The sequence below is a fragment of the Pseudomonas sp. NPDC090755 genome (genome assembly GCF_044769005.1).
Lineage (GTDB): Bacteria > Pseudomonadota > Gammaproteobacteria > Pseudomonadales > Pseudomonadaceae > Aquipseudomonas.
Genome location: NZ_JBIVXC010000009.1, coordinates 144,354 through 166,421, shown reverse-complemented (window position 1 = coordinate 166,421; position 22,068 = coordinate 144,354). Strand labels below are relative to the sequence as shown.

The 22,068-nt window shown below is 63.8% G+C and carries 20 protein-coding genes; 8 read left to right on the top strand and 12 right to left on the bottom strand.

Annotation, left to right across the window (positions count from 1 at the left end; genetic code table 11):
- Positions 1-2 precede the first annotated feature (2 nt).
- Complete coding sequence (locus ACIQUS_RS15445; protein WP_403048202.1) at positions 3-1,151, top strand: ABC transporter ATP-binding protein; 1,149 nt, start codon at positions 3-5, stop codon at positions 1,149-1,151.
- Positions 1,152-1,263: 112 nt separating this feature from the next.
- Here ACIQUS_RS15445 and ACIQUS_RS15440 read toward each other — a convergent pair whose 3' ends face one another.
- A complete protein-coding gene (locus ACIQUS_RS15440) occupies positions 1,264-1,890 on the bottom strand; it encodes a LysE family translocator (protein ID WP_403048201.1) in 627 nt (208 codons plus the stop codon).
- A gap of 252 nt (positions 1,891-2,142) precedes the next feature.
- Between ACIQUS_RS15440 and ACIQUS_RS15435 the strand changes: the two genes are divergently transcribed.
- Both ACIQUS_RS15435 and ACIQUS_RS15430 read left to right on the top strand, forming a co-directional pair.
- Complete coding sequence (locus tag ACIQUS_RS15435; RefSeq protein WP_403048200.1) at positions 2,143-3,768, top strand: methyl-accepting chemotaxis protein; 1,626 nt, start codon at positions 2,143-2,145, stop codon at positions 3,766-3,768.
- A gap of 222 nt (positions 3,769-3,990) precedes the next feature.
- Positions 3,991-5,727: a dipeptidase gene (locus ACIQUS_RS15430; RefSeq protein WP_403048199.1), complete on the top strand. Its 1,737-nt coding sequence runs from the start codon at positions 3,991-3,993 to the stop codon at positions 5,725-5,727.
- A 114-nt stretch (positions 5,728-5,841) separates the two neighbouring features.
- Here the strand turns inward: ACIQUS_RS15430 and ACIQUS_RS15425 are convergent, their stop codons facing one another.
- Together ACIQUS_RS15425 and ACIQUS_RS15420 are read right to left on the bottom strand one after the other, a co-directional pair.
- A complete protein-coding gene (locus ACIQUS_RS15425) occupies positions 5,842-6,195 on the bottom strand; it encodes a DUF1428 domain-containing protein (protein WP_403048198.1) in 354 nt (117 codons plus the stop codon).
- 213 nt (positions 6,196-6,408) lie between these two features.
- Positions 6,409-6,618, bottom strand: coding sequence for a DUF4287 domain-containing protein (locus ACIQUS_RS15420; RefSeq protein ID WP_403048197.1), 210 nt, complete (start codon positions 6,616-6,618; stop codon positions 6,409-6,411).
- 106 nt (positions 6,619-6,724) lie between these two features.
- On the opposite strand from ACIQUS_RS15420, the gene ACIQUS_RS15415 reads away from it, so the two are divergent.
- On the top strand, positions 6,725-7,153 hold the full coding sequence (locus tag ACIQUS_RS15415) for a hypothetical protein (protein ID WP_403048196.1): 429 nt from the start codon (positions 6,725-6,727) through the stop codon (positions 7,151-7,153).
- A gap of 10 nt (positions 7,154-7,163) precedes the next feature.
- Here the strand turns inward: ACIQUS_RS15415 and ACIQUS_RS15410 are convergent, their stop codons facing one another.
- Positions 7,164-7,601, bottom strand: coding sequence for an HIT family protein (locus ACIQUS_RS15410; protein ID WP_403048195.1), 438 nt, complete (start codon positions 7,599-7,601; stop codon positions 7,164-7,166).
- Between the two features lie 52 nt (positions 7,602-7,653).
- Here ACIQUS_RS15410 and ACIQUS_RS15405 point away from each other — a divergent pair, with 52 nt between their 5' ends.
- On the top strand, positions 7,654-7,998 hold the full coding sequence (locus ACIQUS_RS15405; protein ID WP_403048194.1) for a VOC family protein: 345 nt from the start codon (positions 7,654-7,656) through the stop codon (positions 7,996-7,998).
- A gap of 8 nt (positions 7,999-8,006) precedes the next feature.
- Here ACIQUS_RS15405 and ACIQUS_RS15400 read toward each other — a convergent pair whose 3' ends face one another.
- Complete coding sequence (locus ACIQUS_RS15400; protein WP_403048193.1) at positions 8,007-8,549, bottom strand: cysteine hydrolase family protein; 543 nt, start codon at positions 8,547-8,549, stop codon at positions 8,007-8,009.
- A gap of 221 nt (positions 8,550-8,770) precedes the next feature.
- On the opposite strand from ACIQUS_RS15400, the gene ACIQUS_RS15395 reads away from it, so the two are divergent.
- Entirely contained in the window at positions 8,771-9,223 is a 453-nt protein-coding gene (locus ACIQUS_RS15395; protein WP_403048192.1) for an NUDIX domain-containing protein, read from the top strand.
- A 12-nt stretch (positions 9,224-9,235) separates the two neighbouring features.
- Here ACIQUS_RS15395 and ACIQUS_RS15390 read toward each other — a convergent pair whose 3' ends face one another.
- The 4 genes from ACIQUS_RS15390 to ACIQUS_RS15375 form a co-directional block, all read right to left on the bottom strand.
- A complete protein-coding gene (locus ACIQUS_RS15390; protein WP_403048191.1) occupies positions 9,236-9,649 on the bottom strand; it encodes a hypothetical protein in 414 nt (137 codons plus the stop codon).
- A gap of 227 nt (positions 9,650-9,876) precedes the next feature.
- The gene (locus ACIQUS_RS15385; protein ID WP_403048190.1) at positions 9,877-11,205 is read right to left on the bottom strand and encodes a tetratricopeptide repeat protein; all 1,329 of its coding nucleotides are present in this window, start codon (positions 11,203-11,205) and stop codon (positions 9,877-9,879) included.
- A 181-nt stretch (positions 11,206-11,386) separates the two neighbouring features.
- Positions 11,387-13,180, bottom strand: coding sequence for an alpha/beta fold hydrolase (locus tag ACIQUS_RS15380; protein WP_403048189.1), 1,794 nt, complete (start codon positions 13,178-13,180; stop codon positions 11,387-11,389).
- 196 nt (positions 13,181-13,376) lie between these two features.
- A complete protein-coding gene (locus tag ACIQUS_RS15375) occupies positions 13,377-16,214 on the bottom strand; it encodes an AMP-binding protein (RefSeq protein ID WP_403048188.1) in 2,838 nt (945 codons plus the stop codon).
- 178 nt (positions 16,215-16,392) lie between these two features.
- Between ACIQUS_RS15375 and ACIQUS_RS15370 the strand changes: the two genes are divergently transcribed.
- Together ACIQUS_RS15370 and ACIQUS_RS15365 are read left to right on the top strand one after the other, a co-directional pair.
- Positions 16,393-17,700, top strand: coding sequence for an MFS transporter (locus ACIQUS_RS15370; protein WP_403048187.1), 1,308 nt, complete (start codon positions 16,393-16,395; stop codon positions 17,698-17,700).
- Between the two features lie 201 nt (positions 17,701-17,901).
- The gene (locus ACIQUS_RS15365; protein WP_403048186.1) at positions 17,902-18,993 is read left to right on the top strand and encodes a DUF3616 domain-containing protein; all 1,092 of its coding nucleotides are present in this window, start codon (positions 17,902-17,904) and stop codon (positions 18,991-18,993) included.
- Positions 18,994-19,114: 121 nt separating this feature from the next.
- Here the strand turns inward: ACIQUS_RS15365 and ACIQUS_RS15360 are convergent, their stop codons facing one another.
- From ACIQUS_RS15360 to ACIQUS_RS15350, 3 genes are all read right to left on the bottom strand, one after another.
- Positions 19,115-19,600 (bottom strand): adenosine-specific kinase, encoded by a 486-nt coding sequence (locus ACIQUS_RS15360; RefSeq protein WP_403048185.1) that lies wholly within the window; start codon positions 19,598-19,600, stop codon positions 19,115-19,117.
- A gap of 160 nt (positions 19,601-19,760) precedes the next feature.
- A complete protein-coding gene (locus ACIQUS_RS15355) occupies positions 19,761-20,255 on the bottom strand; it encodes a GNAT family N-acetyltransferase (RefSeq protein WP_403048184.1) in 495 nt (164 codons plus the stop codon).
- A gap of 178 nt (positions 20,256-20,433) precedes the next feature.
- Complete coding sequence (locus ACIQUS_RS15350; RefSeq protein WP_403048183.1) at positions 20,434-22,014, bottom strand: winged helix-turn-helix domain-containing protein; 1,581 nt, start codon at positions 22,012-22,014, stop codon at positions 20,434-20,436.
- Between the last annotated feature and the right edge of the window lie 54 nt (positions 22,015-22,068).

Below are 22,068 nucleotides of genomic sequence, written 5' to 3'. Positions count from 1 at the left end.
AAATGAGTGCAGTCCTCAACACGCCCCAGCACACCCAGCCCCTGGTCAGCCTGCGCAACCTGAACAAGCACTACGGTGATTTTGCCGCCGTGGACAACATCAACCTGGACATCCAGGACGGCGAGTTCCTGACCTTCCTGGGCTCCAGCGGCTCGGGCAAGAGCACCACCCTGTCGATGCTCGCCGGCTTCGAAACACCCAGCAGCGGCGAGATCCTGGTCAGCGGCCAGTCGCTGGTCAATGTACCGCCCCACAAACGCGACATCGGCATGGTGTTCCAGCGCTATTCGCTGTTCCCGCACCTGTCGGTGCGCGACAACATCGCCTTCCCCCTGGCCATCCGCAAGCGCAGCACCGCCGAGCGTGACAAGCAGGTGGACGCCATGCTCAAGCTGGTGCAACTGGACAGCTTCGCCCACCGCCGTCCGGCGCAGCTCTCCGGTGGTCAGCAACAACGCGTGGCCATCGCCCGGGCGCTGGTGTACGAGCCGCGCATCCTGCTGATGGACGAACCCCTCGGCGCGCTGGACAAGAAACTGCGCGAAGACCTGCAGGACGAACTGCGCCAGCTGCACCGGCGCCTGGGCATCACCATCGTCTACGTCACCCACGACCAGGAAGAAGCCATGCGCCTGTCCCAGCGCATCGCCATCTTCAGCCACGGCAAGATCGTCGGTCTGGGCACCGGCTACGATCTGTACCAGAACCCGCCGAATGCCTTCGTCGCCTCGTTCCTGGGCAACTCCAACTTCCTGCGCATCAAGGCCCACGGCAACGGCGCGGCCAGCTTCGAAGGCCAGCCGGTGGCCATGCGCCTGACCCCGGGGCTGAGCGAGGGCCAGGATGCACTGCTGATGGTGCGTCCGGAAAAAGCCGTGGCCCTGAGCGCCGAACAGGCCATCCAGCAGCCCCTGCCGGCGGGCTGGAACCAGGTCACGGCGCGGGTTGGCGAAGTGCTGTTCCTGGGCGAAAGCCAGACCTGCAGCGTGGTGACCACAGGCGGCACGGCCATGACGGTCAAGGCCCTGTCGGCGGCGGGCATGCCGATGCAGCCGGGCGACAGCGTCAAGGTACGCTGGGCGGTGGCCGATGCCTGCGTGTATACCCAGTGGGCGGAGAGTGACCTGAACAAGGCAGCCGGAGCACACTGAGGGCCTGCGACTGCTGCGCAGTCGATCGCAGCCTCGTCCCTCGGCAGCGGCTACACCCCCTGTAGCCGCTGCCGCCAGGCTGCGATCGAGCGCGAAGCGCTCGCAAACGCAATCAAGCCGGCCGCGACATCACCAGCAACCGCAGCGCCAGCAAGGCCAACACACTGGCCAGCAGCCGCGGCTGCAACCGGGCCATGCGCCCTTTCCCCGCAAAGCGCCGGCTGACCAGCCCGGCAAAACAGCCCAGCAGCACATGAAACACCAGGGCAATGACACTCAGCAGCAACCCCAGCAGCAACAACTGCCAGGCGACGTCGTTACCCGGCACCACGAACTGCGGCAGGAACACGATAAAGAACAACAGCGCCTTGGGATTGAGCAAACTGTTCAAGGTCGCGGCAACAAACACCGCAGCCGCTGAAGTCTCACGCGCCCCCTGGGCGCTGTCCGGGCGACGTGGCAGCAACAGCTTGAACGCCATCCACAACAGATAGACCGCGCCGCAGTAGCGGATGATGTCGAACGAAGGTGGCCAGGCGGCAATCAGTGCGGTGACACCGGTAGCGGTCATCGCGGTCAGGATCAGGTCGGCCAGGCTGATCCCCAGCGCTGCCGCCAACCCGCCGCGCCAGCCCATGGACACGCCATGGCTGATGACAAAGGCCATGTTCGGCCCGGGCGAGAGCAGCAACAGCGTGACTGCGCCGCAAAAGATCATCAGTGTGTGCAGATCGAGCATCGCAAGGCCTCCTGGCAGAGCATCCAAGGGTAGCGCCCTGATCGGCCGGACGAGCGCTACAGTGCCGCGAATTGTTGGCGCAACAGTTCAGACCGACAGCACGCAGGCCGCTGAAACAAACAACGTGCGGTAATCGAACACAAGCGGATTTCCGCCCTCAAGTCCGCCTGCGGCCACTCCGATAGCAGACCACCCACCGCCGATCCTTCGGCACAGGGTGGCGCTAATAACAATTGAAGGAGTACCGCCTGCATGTTCGCCGACCTGAAAATCCGCACCGGGATGTTCTGGGTGCTGTCGCTGTTCAGCCTGACCCTGTTGTTCTCCACCGTCAGCGCCTGGCGTGCGGCGGTGGGTAGCGACCTGCAGATCACCGAGCTGGACCAGACCGCACACCAGTCGGACCGGCTGAACAACGCCCTGCTGATGGCGATCCGCGCCAGCGCCAACGTCTCCTCCGGCTTCATCGAACAGACCGGCGGCCACCAGGACAGCACCGACAAGCGCCTGGCGCTGTCCGAACAACTGATCGGCAACAGCCGTACCCTGCTCGACGAGCTCGTCGCCAATGCCCAGGACCCGGCGCTCAAGGCCCTGGCCGTGGACCTGCAAGGCACCTTCGCCACCTACGCCAACGCCGTCGCCGGGCAGCGCGAAGCGACCCGGGGCAACGACCTGCAGCGCTTTTTCATCGCCAACACCGAGGCCGGCAAGGCCATGGCCCGCATGCAGGCGCTGCGTCAGCAACTGGTAGCGGCGCTGAGCGAGCGCAGCCAGCAGATCATGCTCGAATCCGACCGCCGCCTGGGCCAGGCCCAGGTGCTTAGCGCCCTACTGGGCGTGGTCACCCTGCTGCTGGCCGTCCTGTGCTGGCGCTTCATCGCCCAGCGCGTACTGCGCCCATTGCGCGAAGCCGGCCAGCACTTCCAGCGCATCGCCGGGGGCGATCTCAGCGTGCCGGTGAAGGTGCACAGCAGCAACGAGATCGGCCAGCTGTTCAGCGAACTGCAGCGCATGCAGCACAGCCAGCGCGACACCCTGGGACAGATCAGCGGCTGCGCCAGCCAGCTGGCCCGCGCTGCGCAAACCCTCGACAACGTCACCGAACAAAGTGCCAACGGCCTGCGCCAGCAGGACCAGGAGCTGGAGCAGGCCGCCACCGCCGTCACCGAAATGACCACGGCGGTGGAAGACGTGGCGCGCAATGCCGTGTCCACCTCACACGCGGCCACCGCGTCCAACCAGCTGGCCGAGCAAAGTCGCCAGCAGGTCGGCGAGAACCTCGACGGCACCCGGGCGATGACCCGCGAAGTGCAGACCAGCAGCGAGCACTTGCAACAACTGGCCGGCCAGGTACGCGACATCGGCCAGGTGCTGGAAGTGATTCGCTCGGTGTCGGAACAGACCAACCTGCTGGCCCTCAACGCCGCCATCGAAGCCGCCCGTGCCGGCGAGGCCGGACGCGGCTTTGCCGTGGTTGCCGACGAAGTACGCACCCTGGCCTACCGCACCCGGCAATCGACCCAGGAAATCGAGCAGATGATCAATGCCGTGCAGCTCGGCACCGAAGCCGCTGTGGCCTCGATGCAGGCCAGCACCCAGCGCGCCCGCTCGGCCCTGGACATCACCCAGGCCTCGGGGCAGATGCTCGAGGGCATCTACACCGCCATTGGCGAAATCAACGAACGCAACCTGGTGATCGCCAGCGCTGCCGAACAACAGGCCCAGGTGGCGCGGGAAGTGGACCGCAACCTGCTCAACATCCGCGAACTCTCGACCCGCTCGGCGGCCGGTGCGCAACAGACCCGCCAGGCCAGCCAGGCGTTGTCGGGGCTGGCCGGGGAGCTGACGGCGCTGGTGGCGCGGTTCAGGGTCTGAGGGCTATCGCGGGGCAAGTCGGGTCGCCGCATCGCCGCTCCCACAGGTGTAGCCGCGTCCGGTCGCGGTGCTTTTTCGTTTCTGCGTCACTTTTGCATTACTGTGCGACAGGTCCCATTCCGGGGCTCCACGCGCACTTGCCGGGGGTGTTAGTTTGCACGACGGTCTGCTGATTGCAGCAGCCACCCCCTAGCCACCCCCTGCAAAGGAATGCCCCCAGCAATGGACTTATCACTCAAACACCTGGCCACCACCCTGATGCTGGCCAGCCTCACCGCGTTTACTTGCCAGGCCCAGGCCAACATCACCCCGCAACAGAGCGCGGCGATCCTCAAGACCTTCGGCAACACGCAAGTGAAGGACTTCAGGCAGTTCCTCACCGGACTTGCCAAGAGCGACCTGGGCAAAGCCGACAACCTCGGCGCGAGCATCACAGCCTTCCTGGCCAACAAGCCCCTGTCGGCGGATCAGCAAAACGAAATCCATCGCTTGCTCGGCCTCTATGCCCGGGTGAAATATGGCGCTGCCGCCAGCGAAACCCTGCGCGAGCTGGTGGCCATCCCGACCTTCCGCGTCGAGGGTGTCGCCCAGCACGAGAACCCCGAGTTCATCAAGATTGCCGACAAGATCAAGGGCCTGGCCCAGGCTTTCGACCTGAAATTCCGCAACGTCGACAACCGCGTCTACGAGATCTCGCTCGACGGCAGCAGCGATGAAGTGGTGGGCATCCACGCCCATGCTGACGTCGTCCCGGTCACCCCGGAGAACTGGGTGCTGCAGGACGGCACCCGGCTCGATCCGTTCAAGGTCACCCTGGTCGGCGACCGCATGTACGGCCGTGGTACGGAGGATGACAAGAACGGCATCGTGGTCGCGCTCTACGCCATGAAAATCATCAAGGAAGAAAAACTGCCACTGGCCAGGGACTTCAAGCTGCTGGTCGACACCACCGAGGAAACCACCGGCGACGCCATCCCTTACTACTTCGAGCACAACCCCATCCCCACCTACAACCTGGCACTGGACGGCGGCTATCCGGTGGTGATCGCCGAGAAAGGCTACGGCACCGTGATGGCCAGCTTCCCGCTTCGCAAGGCCGAAGGCAACGGCGCGCAAATCACCGGGTTGACCGGTGGCCTGGCGACCAACCAGATCCCCTCGACCTCGGTCGCCACCTTTGTCACCGACACACCTGCCGAACTGGCCGCCAGCCTGCAACAGGCCGGTGCAGACTACGCCAAGGCCAACGGCGGCAACTTTGGCGTCAGCGCCAAGGTCGCCGGCAAGGATGTGCAACTGACCGTCACGGGGGTGTCGGCCCACTCTTCGGAACCAGAATCGGGCGTCAATCCGGTAGCGCGAATGCTGGCGCTGATCAACAGCCTGGACGGTAAGGTCGCCCTCAAGCACAACGCCATCACCGACGCCGCCCGCTACGCGGCCGACAACTGGGGGCTGGACTACCTGGGGGGCAAACTGGGCATCGGCTTTGCCGATGACTTCATGGGCCCGTTGACCACCTCGCTGACCTACGTGGGCATGGACGACAAGGCCTTCAAACTGGCGGTCAACCTGCGCGTGCCGGTCGGCAAGTCGCCTGAAGTGCTCAAGAAGGAAATCGACGACAAGCTCGCGGCCTGGAGCAAGCAGTCCGGGATCAACCTCGCCCTGGACACCTCGATCGCCGAACCGATGTACCGCAACCCCGAGGGTGAGTGGGTCAAGGCCTTGTTGGCGGTCGCCAGTGAGAACCTGGGCCTGGAACACAAGTTCGGCACCTCCGCCGGCGCCACTTCGGTGCATGAACTGCCCAATGGCGTGCAGTTCGGGCTGGCCATGCCAGACGTCAAATACACCGGCCACAACGACAACGAGTTCAAGACCGTCGAGCAGTTCATGCTGGACCTGCAGATCGTCACGGAGATGATGGGACGGATCGGGCAGATGCCGAAGCTTTAATCGAGGACAGGTCTATTTAGCCTCATCGCTGGCTCTGCCAGCTCCCACCGAGTGAACTGATTACCCGGGACACCGTGGGAGCCGGCAACGCCGGCGATGCGGCCGCCAGCCACCCTATACATCCACCAGCACTTCGAACCCACCAAAAATCACTCGCTGCCCGTCGAAGGGCATGGGGTTGTTTTCCGGTTGCAACCGCGGGTCCGCCATCACCTGCTGCATCCCCGCATCGCGCACCTGCCGCGACGGCCAGACAATCCAGGAAAACACCACCGTCTCATCCGGCTTGCACTTCACCGCCATCGGAAACGACGTCACCTTGCCCTCGGGCACATCGTCGCCCCAACACTCCCTGACCTGCAGCGCGCCGGCTTCCTTGAACACCAGCGCCGCGTCCTCGGCATGGCGCTTGAACGACTCGCGATTGGCGGTGGGTACGGCAAGGACAAATCCATCGATATAAGCCATGACATTCACTCCTGCATGCGGGGTTGATCTGTGCTGTAGTCGAACGGGCACGTGGAGAATCGACAGCCCAGGGCAATGGCTGACCAGCGGTCAACTTCCACAGGGCTTAGGCATGCACCGTCTCCTGTAACCGCTGGCGAAGCCTGCGATCGACTGCGCAGCAGTCGCAACCCACACACCGGCATAGAGCAGATGGATCGGGTAGCGCAGGGTTTACGAGCGCTGCAGGAAGTAGGCAACCAAGGCATTGGCATGCCCATGCCCCATGCCATGCTCAGACTTGAGCCAGGCCACCATCTCCATATGCTTCTTGCCGCTGACCGTTTCCAACAGCGTCAGCCAGTGGCTGACTGGCTGCCCGTATTTCTTTTCAATCGAAGGGAAATACGACGCAGGCCCTTTTACTTTCGGATCGTCGCTCATGATGAAAATTCCTTTTCTGCCGAGGTATCAACGAATCGAAAGCAGTATAGGCAAGGTGCTAGGATACCCGCTCGCTGGAGCACTCAAGGAAGGGAGATAGCGCGTAATGGACAACTACAACCTGGCATTGATCATCGGTGCCGTACTCAGCCTGCTGGCCGCCGCCCTGCACATCGGGGCGATCATTGCCGGGCCGGCCGGCTACCGGTTGTTCGGCGCGGGCGAACGCTTCGTCCGCGCCGCCGAAGCGGGAAAAACCTTTCCGGCACTCATCACCCTCGGCATCGCACTGGTGCTGGTGGGCTGGGCGGCCTATGCCTTGTCCGGTGCATTGGTGATCGGCCCCCTGCCCCTGCTGCGCCCGGCGCTCATCGCGATCACGCTGATCTACCTCCTGCGCGGTGTGGTGGGGCCGTTCTTTCTGCTCAACACCGGCAGGAGCACCCGCTTCATCGTGATCAGTTCGCTGGTGTGCACCGGCTTCGGTGTTGTCCATGGCCTGGGGCTGCTGCAGATGTGGGAGCGGCTTGCCTAGCGGTTGTGACTCAGCTCGATGCACTCAACAACTGGGCAATTCGCCGACGCAGTTCCCCATGGGTGTGCTCCGAGTAGGCGATCGCTGTTTTCCAGTCGTAAAACCACACGGGCATCCTGCGGTTTTCTTCAGGCTCTGTGGCATAACGTGGAAAGAGGTGGCAATGCAGCTCCGGCTCCGAATTGCCCAGGATTTCATAGTTCATCCGCAGGGCCCCGGTAGCCTGCAGCACAGCGTCCCCGATGCGGGCCATGTCGAGCAGGTAGGTCGCCCTGGCCGCAGGGTCCAGATCGTTCAGGCTCGCGACGACGGGATCGGGGAGTAACAGGCAATATCCTGGCAGGAATTGCACATCGCCCATCACCGCCCACCCTGATGCCATTCGGCAAATCACTTTATCGTTGGCACCCTTGCGTGCTAACGCTACTCGTTGTGAAATCAGCGACATTCATTGTCCTTAATGATGTGTGCATAGCTCAACAAAAAAACCGGAGCCTAACATGCCCTTGAGCGTGCTGCTGCACTGCAACAACCTGAACAGCACCCGCGCCTGCTACCAGGCGCTGGGCTTTACCGTCACCGATACCCCGGAGTCGACCCTGACCGTCGCCCTGGAAGACTGCCGCCTGGTATTCACCGAGCAGCACCTGTGGCCGACGCCGGTGTCGCTGTCCGGCACCTTGTACCTGGCGATCAGCGACGTCGATCACTACTTCGAACGAGTCAAGGACCAGGCCGACATCGCCTGGCCGGTGCAGCTCATGCCCTACGGCTCCAGGGAGTTCGCCGTGCGCGATTGCAACGGCTACCTGCTGGCGTTTACCCAGCGTTCAACAGCCCAGTGACCGGATGCTCACCCCTGAGCGAACTCGACGCCCTCGCTTTCCTGCGCGCGGATCGGTACGCCAAAGCTTCTGATGCTCGGTAAGGTGGCATTGTGGTGAGCGATAATGTGCGCCGCATCGGCATGGGCTTTGTCTTGAGTCGTGTGGGCATCACTTACCAGGGTCACTTCATACCCCAGGGCCGCTGCACGCCGGACCGTGGTATCGATACAGAACTCGCTGGCATACCCGCAGATCACCAGATGGGACACGCCACAGGTTTTCAACACAGAGGCGAGGTCCGTTCTCAAGAAGGAATCGGGTGTGGTTTTACGGACAAGATGATCGGTGTCGCCGGTAATGAGACCGGCATCCAGCGCCCACTCCTGGCTGCCATGCCTGAAGTAGTCACCGTCAGTTGCCTCGTGCTGAACAAAAATGACCGGCGCGCCCTGTAACCTGGCCCGCTTGCTCAATGCGTTGATGCGACCTATCACGTTCTCGGCGCAAGCAGGGGCCGGTGAAGACCTGAACAACCCGTGTTGTACATCGATGACGATTAACGCTTTCATTGATTTCAGTTCCTTTGAAAATCGAATTGGCGATTTGAAGCACTTGAAGCCATTGATGGACGTAAAGCCTTTTGGCGGTAAAGACTTTACCTTGGGACGGGCAAAAAAGCTGTCCCTTTCCGTTGTTCCTTACGGGTCCTTCACGATGTTCGATCGACATCGATAAGCGCCTTCCTGAAAGCGTATGATGGACGGCTTCCATTGCCGACAAGGATATCGTGATGCGCCCCGACAAGGCCTGCGCCGTGGTGCTTTCATCCACGCCGTACCCCAGGATCCTCCTGTTCCGCCATCCGCAGGCAGGTGTGCAGCTGGTAAAGGGCACCATCGAGCAAGGCGAAACCCCTGGTCAGGCGGCCTTGCGAGAACTGGCGGAAGAGTCGGGTATCCATGCTGCCACGATCAGCGATGACCTGGGCTGTTGGGAGGCTGGCCACCTGGGACAGGTCTGGTCGTTCCACCTGTGCCAGGCAAGTGAACCGTTGCCCGAGCAATGGTCCCACCAGACGCTCGATGACCAGGGCCACCGTTTCGCGTTTTTCTGGGCGGCGTTCGACCAGTTGCCCAATGCCGAATGCCACCCCGTGTTTCGTCGAGCGCTGGATTTTTTATGCCTCGCCCTGCGAGCCCGTGGCCACTGGGAAGACCCGCATCATTCCCCGGCGCAGTGCTGATGCCGCCAGGCCTTAGCGGCGATAGTAGCGGTGATCGTTGTCGTAACGGTGCTGCATGGCCCGATCATGACGGCGCTCCCAATCACGCCGACGCTCCCAGTCACGACGACGCTCCCAGTCACGACGGGCCTGTTCTCTGCGCCAGTTGTCGCGGCGCCAATCGTCCCGGCGATCATCCCAACGGTGGTCGTGCCAGTAGCGGTCGTCATGGGCCAGCAACACTTCGGGCTGCTGATCGGCCATGCTGGCCAGGGTCGGCCAGGGGTTTTCGGCAGCCCGGGCCGGCGTCTGGACAGCGGCCACTTGCGCAGCAGCTTCAGGTACAAGGGCGGTATTCGAAGTCTTCATCTGTGTTGCTGATGCCGAGCCCACCGCGGCGAACGCGAACAGGCCGAACAGCACCATCCGTGGGACATGGAATTTCATGATCGAAGACAACCTCTGGCTGACAATTGGACGTGTGGCCATCGGGCTGGGGGAAACGGTCGTGTCGCGTTTACCGAGCTGATGTGCCTATCCACATAGACCGATAAATAGGAAAAAGTTCTAGGTGGCGGCCGCAGAAATTACGATCGGTTTCAACGCCCGGCTCAGTGACACCACATCGCCCCCCTTTTGACAGGCCGGGATACTCTGCTACAGGTCGATGTCCCTTAGTGCCGCAACTGATCCGCGCGCCTTTTCCAGGCGAGGTTGATCGGACTCTGGGGCTTCAACGCCAGACGCTCGGCGACCAGTGCCTCGGCCAGTGCGCGGTCGCCGAGGCGAAGAGCAGCTTCGCTCAGCGTCCATGAGAAGACATCACGCTGTGCATGACTACCGCCGAAACGGTTGGCTTTGGCACGCAGCGGCATCAACGACGCTATCGCCTGGGCGTAATCCCCACGCCCGAACGCCACCAGCCCTTCGCATGCGGGCACACCGATCTCCCTGCTCATCATGGCATTGCTACCGATGCCAGCAGCGGCACGCCTGAGGGTGTCCAACTGCTGGGTCTGTGCGCGGCTGTTTGCGCACCCCACGAACGCCATCATCGCATTCACGTCGTTAAAGGCGTAGAAGCCGTCTTCACAACGGGACTCCCATTTTTCGGCCAGTCCTTTCCAGCGGTCGCCAACGTCATGGCCAAGCAGCGAGAGTCTCCAGAGCAGCGCCGATCCATCAAGCAGCTCAAGCGCCTGGCCAAATCCGCCCGCTGAAATGTCCTCATCGAACAGACGAAGCGCGCCCGTCACGTCATTGGCCTCAAGGAGGAACAGCGCCTGGTGCCACCACAGATGGAAGGCAAACATGCTATTGGGCGCCCAGGCACTGGCGCTGGAGGAAAGGTACCTGGCCCCCTCCTCGCTGCGGCCCTGCATTTCCATGACATGGGTGACGGCATGCACGGCCCAGCCATCCTGCGGATTCAAGGCCACCGCCTCGCGCCCCTGCTCTTCGGCCTGGCGGTAATCCCCTGCCTCTTCCAGGCCAAAGGCATACATGCCTTTCACAAAACCAAAGCCAGGCACCTGGTGATCCCAGCGAGGCATCACGCGCGCCACGCGATCGCGCAGCATGTGCGAGTAACCTAGGTAGAAGTCGCCCAGATGGGCGAACTGCAGTGCCAGCAGATCGCGAGGGTGCTCGATCGAAACGCGCCCCCAGGATTCGATTGCCCGCTCCCAGTCGCCGTCGAACCAGGCGCGTACGGCATGGATGTGTTGGCGCTCGCGATCATTGGCGTTCACGGCCAGGCGTTCCGCCGCCTCCAGGCTCTTGAACAGCTCCGCGTCAAACGCCTTGTCGGTCGCCGTCGCAATCGCGCCGGCACGAAAGGCATGGGCCAGGGCAAAATCCGGGTGCTGCGCGATGATGTTGTCAGCCGCCGCCAGAGGGTCGGCCTGGTAGGCATGCAGCAAGTCGCATGCGCTGTCCAGCGCATCGATCGCCTCCTGCACGCCATAGGAAACAGGATTGCCACGCTTGTCGCGATTGCTCATGGTTGGCTCCTGACGACGCCGCAGGGACAGACATGATCGAGAGGTGAAGATCGCTCTCGATTGTCCCTCCGAATGTGGCTCAGAGACACTTTTCCGACGAAACGTGAGGGGTTGCTTCTGGCCGGCGCCTGACGGTCGCGAACGGCCAGCGCAATGGCAGCCCAATGATCAGATGACCGCCTCAACGTTCCATGACATAGGTGCCAGGTGCGGCGCACAGCGGTGGGTACTTGCGCGAGCCGAGCTTCTTCGGCGCCGGCAGGCTGTCGCCCGAGCGCTGTCCGATCCATTCGCGCCAATGCGGCCACCAACTGCCCTGCTGGCGCTCTGCGGCGTTCTGCAGCCAGGTTTCCGGGGTTTCGGCGACGGCAGGCGCCGCGTAGTAGTACGACTTGGGGTTGCCCGGCGGGTTCACCAGGCTCTGCAGGTGACCGGCATTGGACAGCACGTAGGTGGCGTCCTCGCCAAACAGCCGGGCGGTGCCGTAGCAACCTTGCCAGGGGGTGATGTGGTCGGAGGTGCCACCCACCACGTAGGCCCCCACCTTCACCTGGGTCATGTCGATCGACTCGCCGGCAATCTCCAGGGAACCCGGGTTGCTGTAGGGGTTCTGCTGGATCAGGTCGAGGTAGTCCGCGTGCAGTTGGGCGGGCAGCCGCGTGGTGTCGTTGTTCCAGGCCAGGATGTCGAAGGCCGGCGGCTTGTTGCCCAGCAAGTAGTTGTTGACCCAGTAGTTCCAGATCAGGTCGTTGGGCCGCATCCAGGCGAACATGCGGGCCATGCCCTGGCCGCTGAGCACGCCCTTGCGCCGGGAACTGGCCTTGGCCGCGCGCAGGGCGGACGGGGTGGTGAACAGCCCCAGGGTGGTGTCGTCAAGCGCCGAGGGCATGTCGAGCACGCACACAGCCCAGCTGGTGTTGGCCACCTTGTGGCCTTCGCCGCGGGCCGCCAGCCAGCCCAGGTAGGCGGCCAGGGTGATGCCGCCCGAGCAGGAGCCCCACATGTTCACATCCGGGCTGCCGGTGATCCTGCGCGCCACGTCCACGGCCTGGTCGAGGCACAGCGCGTACGCGGACAAGCCCCAGTCGCGGTGCTCGCGGGTGGGATTGCGCCAGCTGATGACGAAAAGGTTCACGCCGCTGTCCTGAATCCACTTGATCAGGCTTTTCTCCGGCGACAGGTCGATGGCGTAGTACTTGTTGATCTGCGGCGGCGACATCACCAAGGGCCGGGCAAAGACATTTTCGGTGGTGGGCGCGAACTGCAACAGCTCGAACATCTCGTTGCGAAACACCACTTCGCCCTTGGCCGTGGCGATGTTTTCCCCGACCTTGAACGGCGTGCTGTCGACCTGGCTGGGGAGCCCACGGTTGTTGAGCATATCCTGGCCGAATTGACGGATGCCCCTGGCCAGGCTCATGCCACCGGTGTCCACCAGCTTACGCAGCGCCGCAGGGTTAGTCAGCGGCGAGTTGCTCGGTGCCACTGCATCGGCCAGCAGTGCTGCCACGAACCGGGCCCGACTCTTTTCCAGCGGGGCAAGGTCGGTGGATTCGATAAAGCGGGTCAGCTCACTTTGGCCGGCCAGGTAGCTCTGCAGCAGTGCGCGCAGGAAGGCGTTGGATTGCCAGGCCGGATCGGCGAAGCGCTTGTCCTTCGGGTCGGGCGCAATGCTGGAACTGCCGCCGACGATGCCGCGCAGCGCCTTCAGGTAGCCACCCAGATGAGCACCCGCCTTGAGCGGCGACTTGCCCACGGCCTTGAGCAGGTAGCCGGCCGAACCGGCCAGGTCCGCCGCGCGCACGCTGACCAGCGGATTGCCCGCCAGGGTCTGGTTGGCAGCCGTGACGATCAGTGCTTGTTCCGGGGTGTTGTCCGAAAGATCGGCATCCTTGCGCACGCGACGCTTTCGGCCAGTCGTCGGGGAGTGCTGGGTGGAGGTTGCGGTCTCACGCGTTCGGGTGGATCTGCTCATGTCGGCTCTCATTATTATTCCCGGCGCGGTGTCCGGTTGCGTTGTTTGGCACCGACTCTAAGGTGCCGCGGCCGCGGCCACGTCGCATTGCACGACAGCCAATTTTCATTTCATGACAAGGGGGTCGTGGGCCGATGAGCTGAACGGCTGACCTTGAAAATCACTGAACGACGAAGCACCGTCAGACCGCTCCAGCCTAACCTGCGCGCTGGGCGCGCTCCGATTCATCCAGGTGCGCCAGCAGCACCGCAGTCGTCGCATCCCGCAACCTGATGGCCTCCCGCCAGTCCGGCCCTTGTGCCAACAGCGGGGGGCAGACGTTGACCTGGAGTGCACCGTAGCGCGGGAACCACTGACCGTCGCGCAGCACCCTGCGCGTGCCGCCTAGTGCGATCGGCAGCAGCGGCACGCCGGCACGCGCGGCGAGGACGAAGGCGCCCATGTGGAACGCTCGCAGGCCTGGTTCGCGGGTGAAGGTGCCCTCGGGGAAGAACACCAGGGCCTGGCCAGCCTGTAGCGCCTCGGCCAGGGGCTCGGTGTCTGCGGCGCTGCGCTGCGGGTCGAAGCGTTCGACGAAGTGGGCTCCGAGCTTGCGCAGAAACCGGCCGGCGATCCACTGGTCAGCCAGCTCACGCTTGGCAACGAAACTGAACTGCGGCGGCAGGGCCGCGCAGAGAATCACGCCGTCGAGGTAGCTGGCATGGTTTGCGGCCAGCACGCTCGCCCCAGCCCCGGGCAGGTGCTCCAACCCCTTGACGCTGAACGGCACACCCGTCAACCACACGAACAGGCGCGCGGCCATTCGGGTGAAGCTGCGGCACCAACGCTGGCGTGGCAGGAGCGCGACGCCCAGCCAGGCAAGAGGCGTCACCAGCCAGAACAGCAGCCAGATGTAAGCGGCATACAGCAGCGCGCGACAGGTGCGCCAGCTGCGACCGACATGCCCGTGCACGGCCTGCATCACCAGGCGCAGGAGCTGACGCCACACGGCGAGGTGCGACCGACCGACTTCGCCGCGCTCATACAGTTCGCGACTGGCCGCACGGCGGATCTTACCGCTGGAGGTCTTCAGCACGCTGTGCGGTGGCGCCAGCACGACATCGTCGGGCGACACACCGGTGAGGTCGACCACGATGCGGTTGACCTCCTGCTGCAGGTGTTGCCGCGCCGCAGCGTCCTGCTCATTGCTTTCGGCCAGCACCACCAGGCGCTCGGTGCCGGTGGCCGGGTCAGGACTGCCGAACACCGCGACACAGCCTTTGCGCAGACCGGACAAATTACCGACCGCAGCTTCGACATCGTAGGGATAGATGTTGCGCCCGGCGCGGATGATCAAGTCCTTGGCGCGGCCGGTCAGGTAGACCTCGCCAGCGGCCATGTAGGCGCAGTCGAGCGAGTCGATCCAGCCATCGCGCAGCACCTGGCGAGTCTCTTCGGGGTTGCGGTAATAGCCACGGGTGGTCGACGGCCCACAGAATTGCAGGTGACCTTCACTGCGCTCGGGGAGTTCGACCCCACGACCATCGACGATGCGAATCTGATGACCCGGCAACGGCCGGCCGCTGGAGACAAAACGCAGTACAGCGCTGGCGTTTGCGTCGGCGGGCAGTGCACTGCCACGGGTCTGGAACGCCTCTCGCTGCACCCGGTCGATCAGCGGCCCTCGACCCAGGGGAGGAAAGGACACGCCCAGCGTGGCCTCGGCCAACCCATAGACGGGCGCCAGCGCAGTGGGCGCCAGGCCGTAGCGAGCAAAACGTTCGGCGAAACGCTGCAAGGTATCCGGACTGACCGGTTCGGCGCCGTTGAAGGCCAGGCGCCAACTGCTCAGGTCCAGTCCTTCGAGGTCGCCGTCAGCGACTTTGTTCAGGCACAGTTCGTAGGCGAAATTGGGCGCCGCCGACAAGGTGCCGTGGAAGCGGTCGATGGCCCACAGCCAACGCTGCGGCCGTGCCAGGAAAGCCAGCGGTGACATCAGTACCAGGTTGTAGCCGTAGTACAGGCTGCCCAGCCAGGCGCCGATCAAGCCCATGTCGTGGTACATCGGCAGCCAGCTGACGAACACGTCCTGCGGGCCCACTTTCAACGCCCGCCCCATGGCACGCAGATTGGCCAGCAGATTGGCGTGGCTGACCACCACCCCCTTGGGCTGGCCAGTGCTGCCCGAGGTGTACTGCAAAAAGGCGATGTCATCCGCTTGCCGCAGCGGTATGACGCAATCGCCCCCCTCGCCCGCAAGCTCCGCCACACTGGCGATGCGAGCCAGGCTCGGCACCTGCGAGCGGAGCAACTGGGCGAGCAGTTTCGCCTGCGTCACGGTAATCAGCACACTGGCCTCGGCGTTGCGCAGGATGCCAGCCTGGCGACGCAGATGATCCTCTATCTGCGACAGGCGCAGCGGTGGATAGATAGGCACCGGCACGCCACCGGCCAACAAAATGCCGAAGAAACCAAGGAGAAAGTCACGGCCTGTGGGCAGCATCAGCGCCACGGTCTGACCGGCGTGCAAGCCACAGCGTTGCAACCCGCCGGCAACGGCCAGGGCGTCCTGGTACAAGGCGCCGTAGCTCATGTCTTCTTGCTGGTCGTTTTCACCGAGCAGACGCACGTGGAGAAACTGCGGCTGATGACGCACATGCCAGTCCAGCACCTCGATCAAGGTGCGCGCGGTGTCCGGCGCCTGCCCTGTGGCGGCCGGGGTCTGGCTGGCGTCATTGGAAGGCAACGGGCGTACGGCTTCGGCATCATGCCTGCTGAGCAGCACGTGCAACAGGTCGGCGGGGGTCTCTGCCGAGGCGAACAGGCTTTCTGGCAAGCGCACACCGAATTCGCGCTCGATGCGTGACCACAGCTCGACGCGAGCCAGGCTGTCTACGCCCAGGTCCCGGTCAAGCACGCTGTGCAAGGTGACATGCAAAGCGTCTGCCGCTTGCGGGTGCAACTCGGCCACGGTGCGCTGGACAATTTCGAGCAATTTTTCCGCGCGCCCATCGTCACGGGGCACGGCGGAAGGCGCTGGAGGCGGACGAGACATCGACGGCCCCTCATGACAGGAATCGCTGCGTGTACATCCTTGCCAGTTGCCATTATACGCTCGCAGGATGGGTGGGCCAGGGCTAGGCTCAATACCAGCCGTTCAAGGCCGTTGAGACGAACATTGCACCTGTGCCGAGGGGCTTTCCCACTCGCCACGGGCCGGTAGAGAGATCGCCATGCCAGCCAGCCTTGCCCCCGGAGTGACACGCCGAGAAATCTGGGCCTGGGCGATGTACGACTTCGCCAACTCCGGCTACACGACGGTGGTGATCACGGCCGTGTTCAACGCCTACTTCGTCGCGGTGGTCGCCCAGGGCGAAGCCTGGGGCACACTGGCATGGACCAGCGCCGTTGCCCTCTCCTACGCCCTGATCATCCTGACCGCGCCGCTGGTTGGCGCCTATGCCGACGCTTTGGGCTGCAAGAAACGCCTGCTGCTGTTCAGTACGGTCGGTTGCGTCCTCTTTACCTGCGGGCTCGCGCTGGCGGGTCCGGGGCAACTCGGTATCGCGATCCTTTTCATCGTGCTGTCCAATTTCTGCTTCGGCAGCGGCGAGAACCTGATCGCCGCCTTCCTGCCCGAACTCGCCCGTGCCGATGCCTTGGGCAAGGTGTCCGGCTGGGGTTGGGGGTTCGGTTACATCGGCGGCCTGGTCAGCCTGGGCGCCTGCCTGGCCTTTGTCAGCTGGGCCCAGGCGCAGGGCCAGACGGCGGCGCAGTTCGTGCCGGTGTGCATGCTGATCACGGCGACGCTGTTCGCCGTTGCCAGTCTGCCGACCTTCCTGTTCCTGCGCGAGCGCAGCCAGCCGCAGCCCGGGCGCGGCGGCACGCCTGGCGTGCAAGCAGTGCTGGCGCGCTTCGCGCAGACGCTGCACGAAGCCGATCGCTATCGCGACCTGTTGCGCTTCCTGGCCTGCACCGTCTGCTACCAGGCCGGTATCTCGGCGGTGATTACCCTGGCGGCGATCTATGCCGACCAGGTCATGGGCTTCAGCACCCAGGACACGCTGCTGTTGATCCTGGTGGTCAATATCACCGCCTCCATCGGTGCCGTGCTGTTCGGTTGGCTGCAGGATCACCTCGGCCATCGCGCCACCCTGACCCTGACCTTGCTGGGCTGGCTCGGCATGGTCGGTCTGGTCTGGCTCGCACGCGGCCCCTGGCTGTTCTGGCTGGCGGCCAACCTCGCCGGCCTGTGCATGGGCGCCAGCCAATCGGCCGGACGTGCGATCGTCGGCCTGCTCGCGCCGCCGACACGGCTGGCGGAGTTCTTTGGCCTCTGGGGGCTGGCGGTCAAACTGTCGGCCATCCTCGGCCCCATGACGTACGGCGTGACCAGTTGGCTGTCCGCAGGGGATCATCGCCTGGCGATGCTGATCACCGGCAGCTATTTCGTTGCCGGCCTGCTGATCCTGGCCAGCGTCGACCTGGGCCGCGGGCGGCAGGCAGCGTGCAGCCGTATCGAGCGCCCCGAACCGTCATGAACTTCCGCGCTCATCAGGCGCTCGCCTGGTCGTCCCGGTAATCCTGTTCGCCGAGCAGTCCAGCCGGGCCTTCACCGTATATTCTCCCCTGCTCTATCGCCTGTGAAAAAACGTGCTAGCGAAGCACCTTGATTGTCGTTGGGCAACCACTAGCCTCGACAACAGCGTGTTCGCGTCCCCCTTCAAGGCAGGAGTACGCTCATGAGCGATCGAAGCAATGCCGTGATACTGAGTTTTGCCCGGGCGTTTGCATCGTTGCGCGATGGCCTTTCGGTCGCCCAGCGAATTGGCGACACACTGTGGGTGGCCAACGACGAAACCACAAGCCTGGAACGACTGACCATCCAGCACGCAGCGCCCGGCGAGGAGGTGATCTGCGATGAGCATCAGTCGTTCCCGCTCATGGCGTACCTGGACCTGCCCATACCGGAGTCGGACGACGAGATCGACATCGAGGGACTGGCCTTTGACCACGACCAGGGTTACCTCTGGGTGGTGGGCTCCCATAGCCTCAAGCGCAAGAAGGCCGACCCCGACAAACCGGCACAAAAGAATATCAAGCGACTGTCGACAGTAGAGGCGGACGGCAACCGCTTTCTGTTGGCGCGCATTCCTGTGGTGCAGCAGCACGACAGCCATGAACTGGCCTGGGTGGTGGATGCCGATGGACGTACCGCGGCGCAGCTGCATGGCAACGCGCTTGGCAACGACTTGACCCGGGAAATTGCCCAGGACGAACAGTTGCGGGACTTTCTGCGCATTCCGGGCAAGGACAATGGATTCGATATCGAAGGGATGGCGGTGATCGGTTCGCGGCTGTTGTTGGGGTTGCGGGGACCAGTGTTGCGTGGGTGGACGGTGCTGTTGGAGATCGAGCCTGAGCTTGATGGCGACTCCAGCGATACGTTGGTGCTCAGGAAGATCGGACCGCACGGACGGTGCTACCGCAAGCACTTCTTTGCGCTCAATGGGCTGGGGGTGCGGGATCTGTGCGTCAGTGGTGACGATCTGTTGATTCTGGCGGGGCCGACGATGGATCTGGATGGTCCGGTGACGGTGTTTCGTTGGCGTGGTGGCTTCCCGTCCGATGAGGAGCTTGTGGTCTTTTCGGATCAACTGGAGACGGTGTTGGAAGTGCCTTTCGGGCATGGGGACGATCATGCCGAGGGGATGTGTTTGTTTGATCTGGGTGAGGATGGCGGGGAGGTTTTGTTGATTGTTTATGATGCGGTGGCGAAGCGGCGTAAACGTGGTGAGCTGGGTGTGGAAGGAGATTTGTTTATCCTGAAATAGCCACGCATCAACAGCAACCCAGGCGAGCTCATGGTTGCGGGCAACATCACCGGCGACGCGCTGTCACAAGCGTGTTTACGCCGACGTCAGCCTTTTGGTGAGCAAAAGCTCGGGCTGCCGGTCACTGCTTGTAGCCAATCTGGCGCAGCAGGTTCTTGCGCCACTGTATGTCGGCGTCGTCTTCAATGTCTTTGGCACAGAAACCATCCACTATGCCAAGGATGGCTCGCCCCTGATCCGTCTGCGCGAGGATCACCTGCGTCGGGTTGGCGGTTGCGCAAAAAATACGGCAAACCTCCGGGACCATCTTGAGGGTGTTCAACACGTTCAGCGGGTAGAAGCCGTCGCCCAGGAAGAGGATGAAGCTATGGCCGGCGCCGATGGCTTTGGCGTTCTGCTGTGCTAGCGCGATCATGGCGGGGTCGGTGCCGGACCATCGCACCTTGCAGTCGCCCGAGGCTTCGCAAAAGGCCAGGCCGAACTGGATGCCTGGCACGGTGTTGACCAACGCTTCGTGGATGTCTTCGACGGACTTGATGAAGTGCGTCTGGCCCAGAATGAAGTTCGTCGCTTCCGGCTTGTCGATTGGGCACGTGGTGAGTTGCATGTCGGGCGCCTCCGTTCACGGTATGGGTGCCAGGGGCTGGCAACACATCAAGCATAGCTATTGGTGGGTCCGGGAGGATGAGGTCGTCGGCTTTGCGACCGCTTTGCGGTCGATCGCAGCCTGGCGGCAGCGGCTACAAGGTGCGCGCCAGCGATCGCGTCTACGGGGCCAAGGTTTTGGCCATTTCGGCCGTCGCTGCCCAGCCCAGTGCTTCATACACCGGCCTGCCGACGTCGGTCGCGTGCAGTACCGCATAGCCGATGCCGCGCCGGACAAATTCGGCGTCCGCCAGGTTCATCAAGGCCGATGCCAGCCCCCGGCGCCGGTAGGCGGGGTCGACGAAGACGTTGAGCACGTAACCGCGCAGGTCCCCGGTCGGGTGGGACGGATGTGGCGGCCAGTCGATGCTCATCAAGCCGATCGCCGCCACCGGTTGGTCGGCGTCCATCAGGGCGAAGCCGTAGTAGCGATCGTCGCTCAGGCGCTGGTGCAGCCAGGGGCGGAAGTGTTCGGTCATCAGTTGCAGTTGCGCCGGGTCACCTCCGGCTTCGAGGAACATGGCTTCGCGCTGGGCGCAGATCATCCCGTGGTCGGCCAGTGTCAGCCGGCGTGGGATCAGACCGCCGAAGTCGAAGGTGCCGGGGATTGGGGTCATGGCCTGCTCCTGCTGGGAGCCTTCGATGCTAGGGCCGCCGGGTGGGGAATGTTAGATACAGATCGGGGGGAAACGCGCCATACAGGAACTGGGGACCATCGCAACCCGCCGGAAGGCGGTGACCCCTCGCCCTTCCTGCGCCTGTTCTGGTGCGTATCGAGACCGAATCTACCTGCGGCTACATTTCGGGCAAACCCGCCTGGCGCAGGCCTTCGGCGAAGCGCGCCAGGTCCTCGGCGCGCTGGATCGGCAGCCACTGTTTGAGGTTGGCGATGCGCAAACCGGGGTCCATCGCCCGCAAGCGCTCCAGCGTTTGTTGCGCCTTGTCCATGTGCCCACCCAAGGCATAACTGGCAGTCAGCACCGCGGTCGCCGGCAGCAGGCTGGGCAGGTTGCCCAGGGCTTTTTCCGCCCAACTGGCGGCGATATCGAAGCGCCCGGCGAAGAAATTCGACAGGGCCATGCCCACCTGCATGCGGAACATTTCCGGGTCCAGCGGGCTCAGGCGCACGGCATGGTTGAGGTTGTCGATGGCCGCCTCGGTTTCGCCACGCAGCGCACGCAGGATGCCGCCCAGGAACCAGGCCGGGGCCAGATTGGGGTTGAGCAGGCGAGCGCGGTCGAGCAAGGCGATGCCGCTGTCGACATCCCCCACCAGGTGGGCCAGGGCATGGCCGCCGCGAGTCAGCGCCACGGCATCGTCGCGGCCCAGCTCCACCGCCAGCCGCGCCAGGCGCGCGCCTTCGGCAGTCTCGCCGGGGCGATCGCTCATCCAGCCATTGATCTTGCGCCAGAAATGACACCAGGCCGCCATGCCGTAGGCCGAGGCGTACTCGGGGTCGAGTTCGATGGCCCGATAGAACAACGCCAGCGCCTCGTCGATGGCCGCATGGGTACCCTGGTGCAGTTTCGCCGTGCCGCGCAGGTAGTAATCGTAGGCGTCGAGGCTGTCGGTGGGCTTGCATTTGGCCCGTTCGATCTCGGCCCGTTCCAACTGCGGGGCGATGGCGCCAACCACGCTTTCGGCAATGCGGTCCTGCAGGTCGAAGATGTCGTCGAGCTCGCCTTCGAAGCGCTCCGCCCAGAGGTGCGTGCCGCGGCTGGCATCGATCAGCTGGCCGGTGATGCGCACCTTGTTGCCGCTCTTGCGCACGCTGCCTTCAAGCACGTAGCGCACGCCCAGTTCCTGGCCTACGCCCTGCACGTCCACCGCCCTGCCCTTGTAGGTGAAGCTTGAGTTGCGGGCGATGACGAACAACCAGCGCAGGCGCGACAAGGCGGTGATGATGTCCTCGACAATGCCGTCGGCGAAATAGTCCTGCTCGGCGTCGCCGCTGAGGTTGTGGAAGGGCAGGACGGTGATGGACGGTTTGTCGGGCAGCACCAGCGTAGCGGGGGTCGGCTTCGGCTCGACGATGTCCGGCCCGTCTGCCTCGGCGGGTTCGCTGTCAACGCTGGTGATCTGGCCGACAAAGCGATAGCCCTTGCGCGCCACCGTGCGCACCAGGCGCTGTTCCTCACCGGTGTCGCCCACGGCCTTGCGCACGGCGTTGATATGGCTGGTGACGGTCGATTCGGAAACGATCCGGCCGCTCCACACCGCCTCCAGCAGTTCGTCCTTGCTGACCACCCGCTCACGCTGTTCGATCAGTAGCTGCAACAGGTCGAACACCTGCGGTCCGATGGACACGACCTGGCCGCGCCAGGTCAGTTCCCGGCGTTCCTGGTCGAGCAGGTAGTCTTCAAAGGCGTATGGCAACGTCAGTGTCCCCTGGATGAGCGCCCTAGGCTCCGTGTCCGAGGCGACTGGCAA

Bases quoted from the DNA above. Each gene is read 5' to 3' on its own strand.
- ACIQUS_RS15420 (WP_403048197.1), bottom strand. From the start codon at position 6,618: ATGAGCGACGATCCGAAAGTAAAAGGGCCTGCGTCGTATTTCCCTTCG.
- ACIQUS_RS15390 (WP_403048191.1), bottom strand. From the start codon at position 9,649: ATGAAATTCCATGTCCCACGGATGGTGCTGTTCGGCCTGTTCGCGTTC.
- ACIQUS_RS15405 (WP_403048194.1), top strand. From the start codon at position 7,654: ATGCCCTTGAGCGTGCTGCTGCACTGCAACAACCTGAACAGCACCCGC.
- ACIQUS_RS15375 (WP_403048188.1), bottom strand. From the start codon at position 16,214: ATGTCTCGTCCGCCTCCAGCGCCTTCCGCCGTGCCCCGTGACGATGGG.
- ACIQUS_RS15445 (WP_403048202.1), top strand. From the start codon at position 3: ATGAGTGCAGTCCTCAACACGCCCCAGCACACCCAGCCCCTGGTCAGC.
- ACIQUS_RS15365 (WP_403048186.1), top strand. From the start codon at position 17,902: ATGAGCGATCGAAGCAATGCCGTGATACTGAGTTTTGCCCGGGCGTTT.
- ACIQUS_RS15380 (WP_403048189.1), bottom strand. From the start codon at position 13,180: ATGAGCAGATCCACCCGAACGCGTGAGACCGCAACCTCCACCCAGCAC.
- ACIQUS_RS15410 (WP_403048195.1), bottom strand. From the start codon at position 7,601: ATGTCGCTGATTTCACAACGAGTAGCGTTAGCACGCAAGGGTGCCAAC.
- ACIQUS_RS15415 (WP_403048196.1), top strand. From the start codon at position 6,725: ATGGACAACTACAACCTGGCATTGATCATCGGTGCCGTACTCAGCCTG.
- ACIQUS_RS15360 (WP_403048185.1), bottom strand. From the start codon at position 19,600: ATGCAACTCACCACGTGCCCAATCGACAAGCCGGAAGCGACGAACTTC.
- ACIQUS_RS15355 (WP_403048184.1), bottom strand. From the start codon at position 20,255: ATGACCCCAATCCCCGGCACCTTCGACTTCGGCGGTCTGATCCCACGC.
- ACIQUS_RS15435 (WP_403048200.1), top strand. From the start codon at position 2,143: ATGTTCGCCGACCTGAAAATCCGCACCGGGATGTTCTGGGTGCTGTCG.
- ACIQUS_RS15430 (WP_403048199.1), top strand. From the start codon at position 3,991: ATGGACTTATCACTCAAACACCTGGCCACCACCCTGATGCTGGCCAGC.
- ACIQUS_RS15395 (WP_403048192.1), top strand. From the start codon at position 8,771: ATGCGCCCCGACAAGGCCTGCGCCGTGGTGCTTTCATCCACGCCGTAC.
- ACIQUS_RS15370 (WP_403048187.1), top strand. From the start codon at position 16,393: ATGCCAGCCAGCCTTGCCCCCGGAGTGACACGCCGAGAAATCTGGGCC.
- ACIQUS_RS15385 (WP_403048190.1), bottom strand. From the start codon at position 11,205: ATGAGCAATCGCGACAAGCGTGGCAATCCTGTTTCCTATGGCGTGCAG.
- ACIQUS_RS15440 (WP_403048201.1), bottom strand. From the start codon at position 1,890: ATGCTCGATCTGCACACACTGATGATCTTTTGCGGCGCAGTCACGCTG.
- ACIQUS_RS15400 (WP_403048193.1), bottom strand. From the start codon at position 8,549: ATGAAAGCGTTAATCGTCATCGATGTACAACACGGGTTGTTCAGGTCT.
- ACIQUS_RS15425 (WP_403048198.1), bottom strand. From the start codon at position 6,195: ATGGCTTATATCGATGGATTTGTCCTTGCCGTACCCACCGCCAATCGC.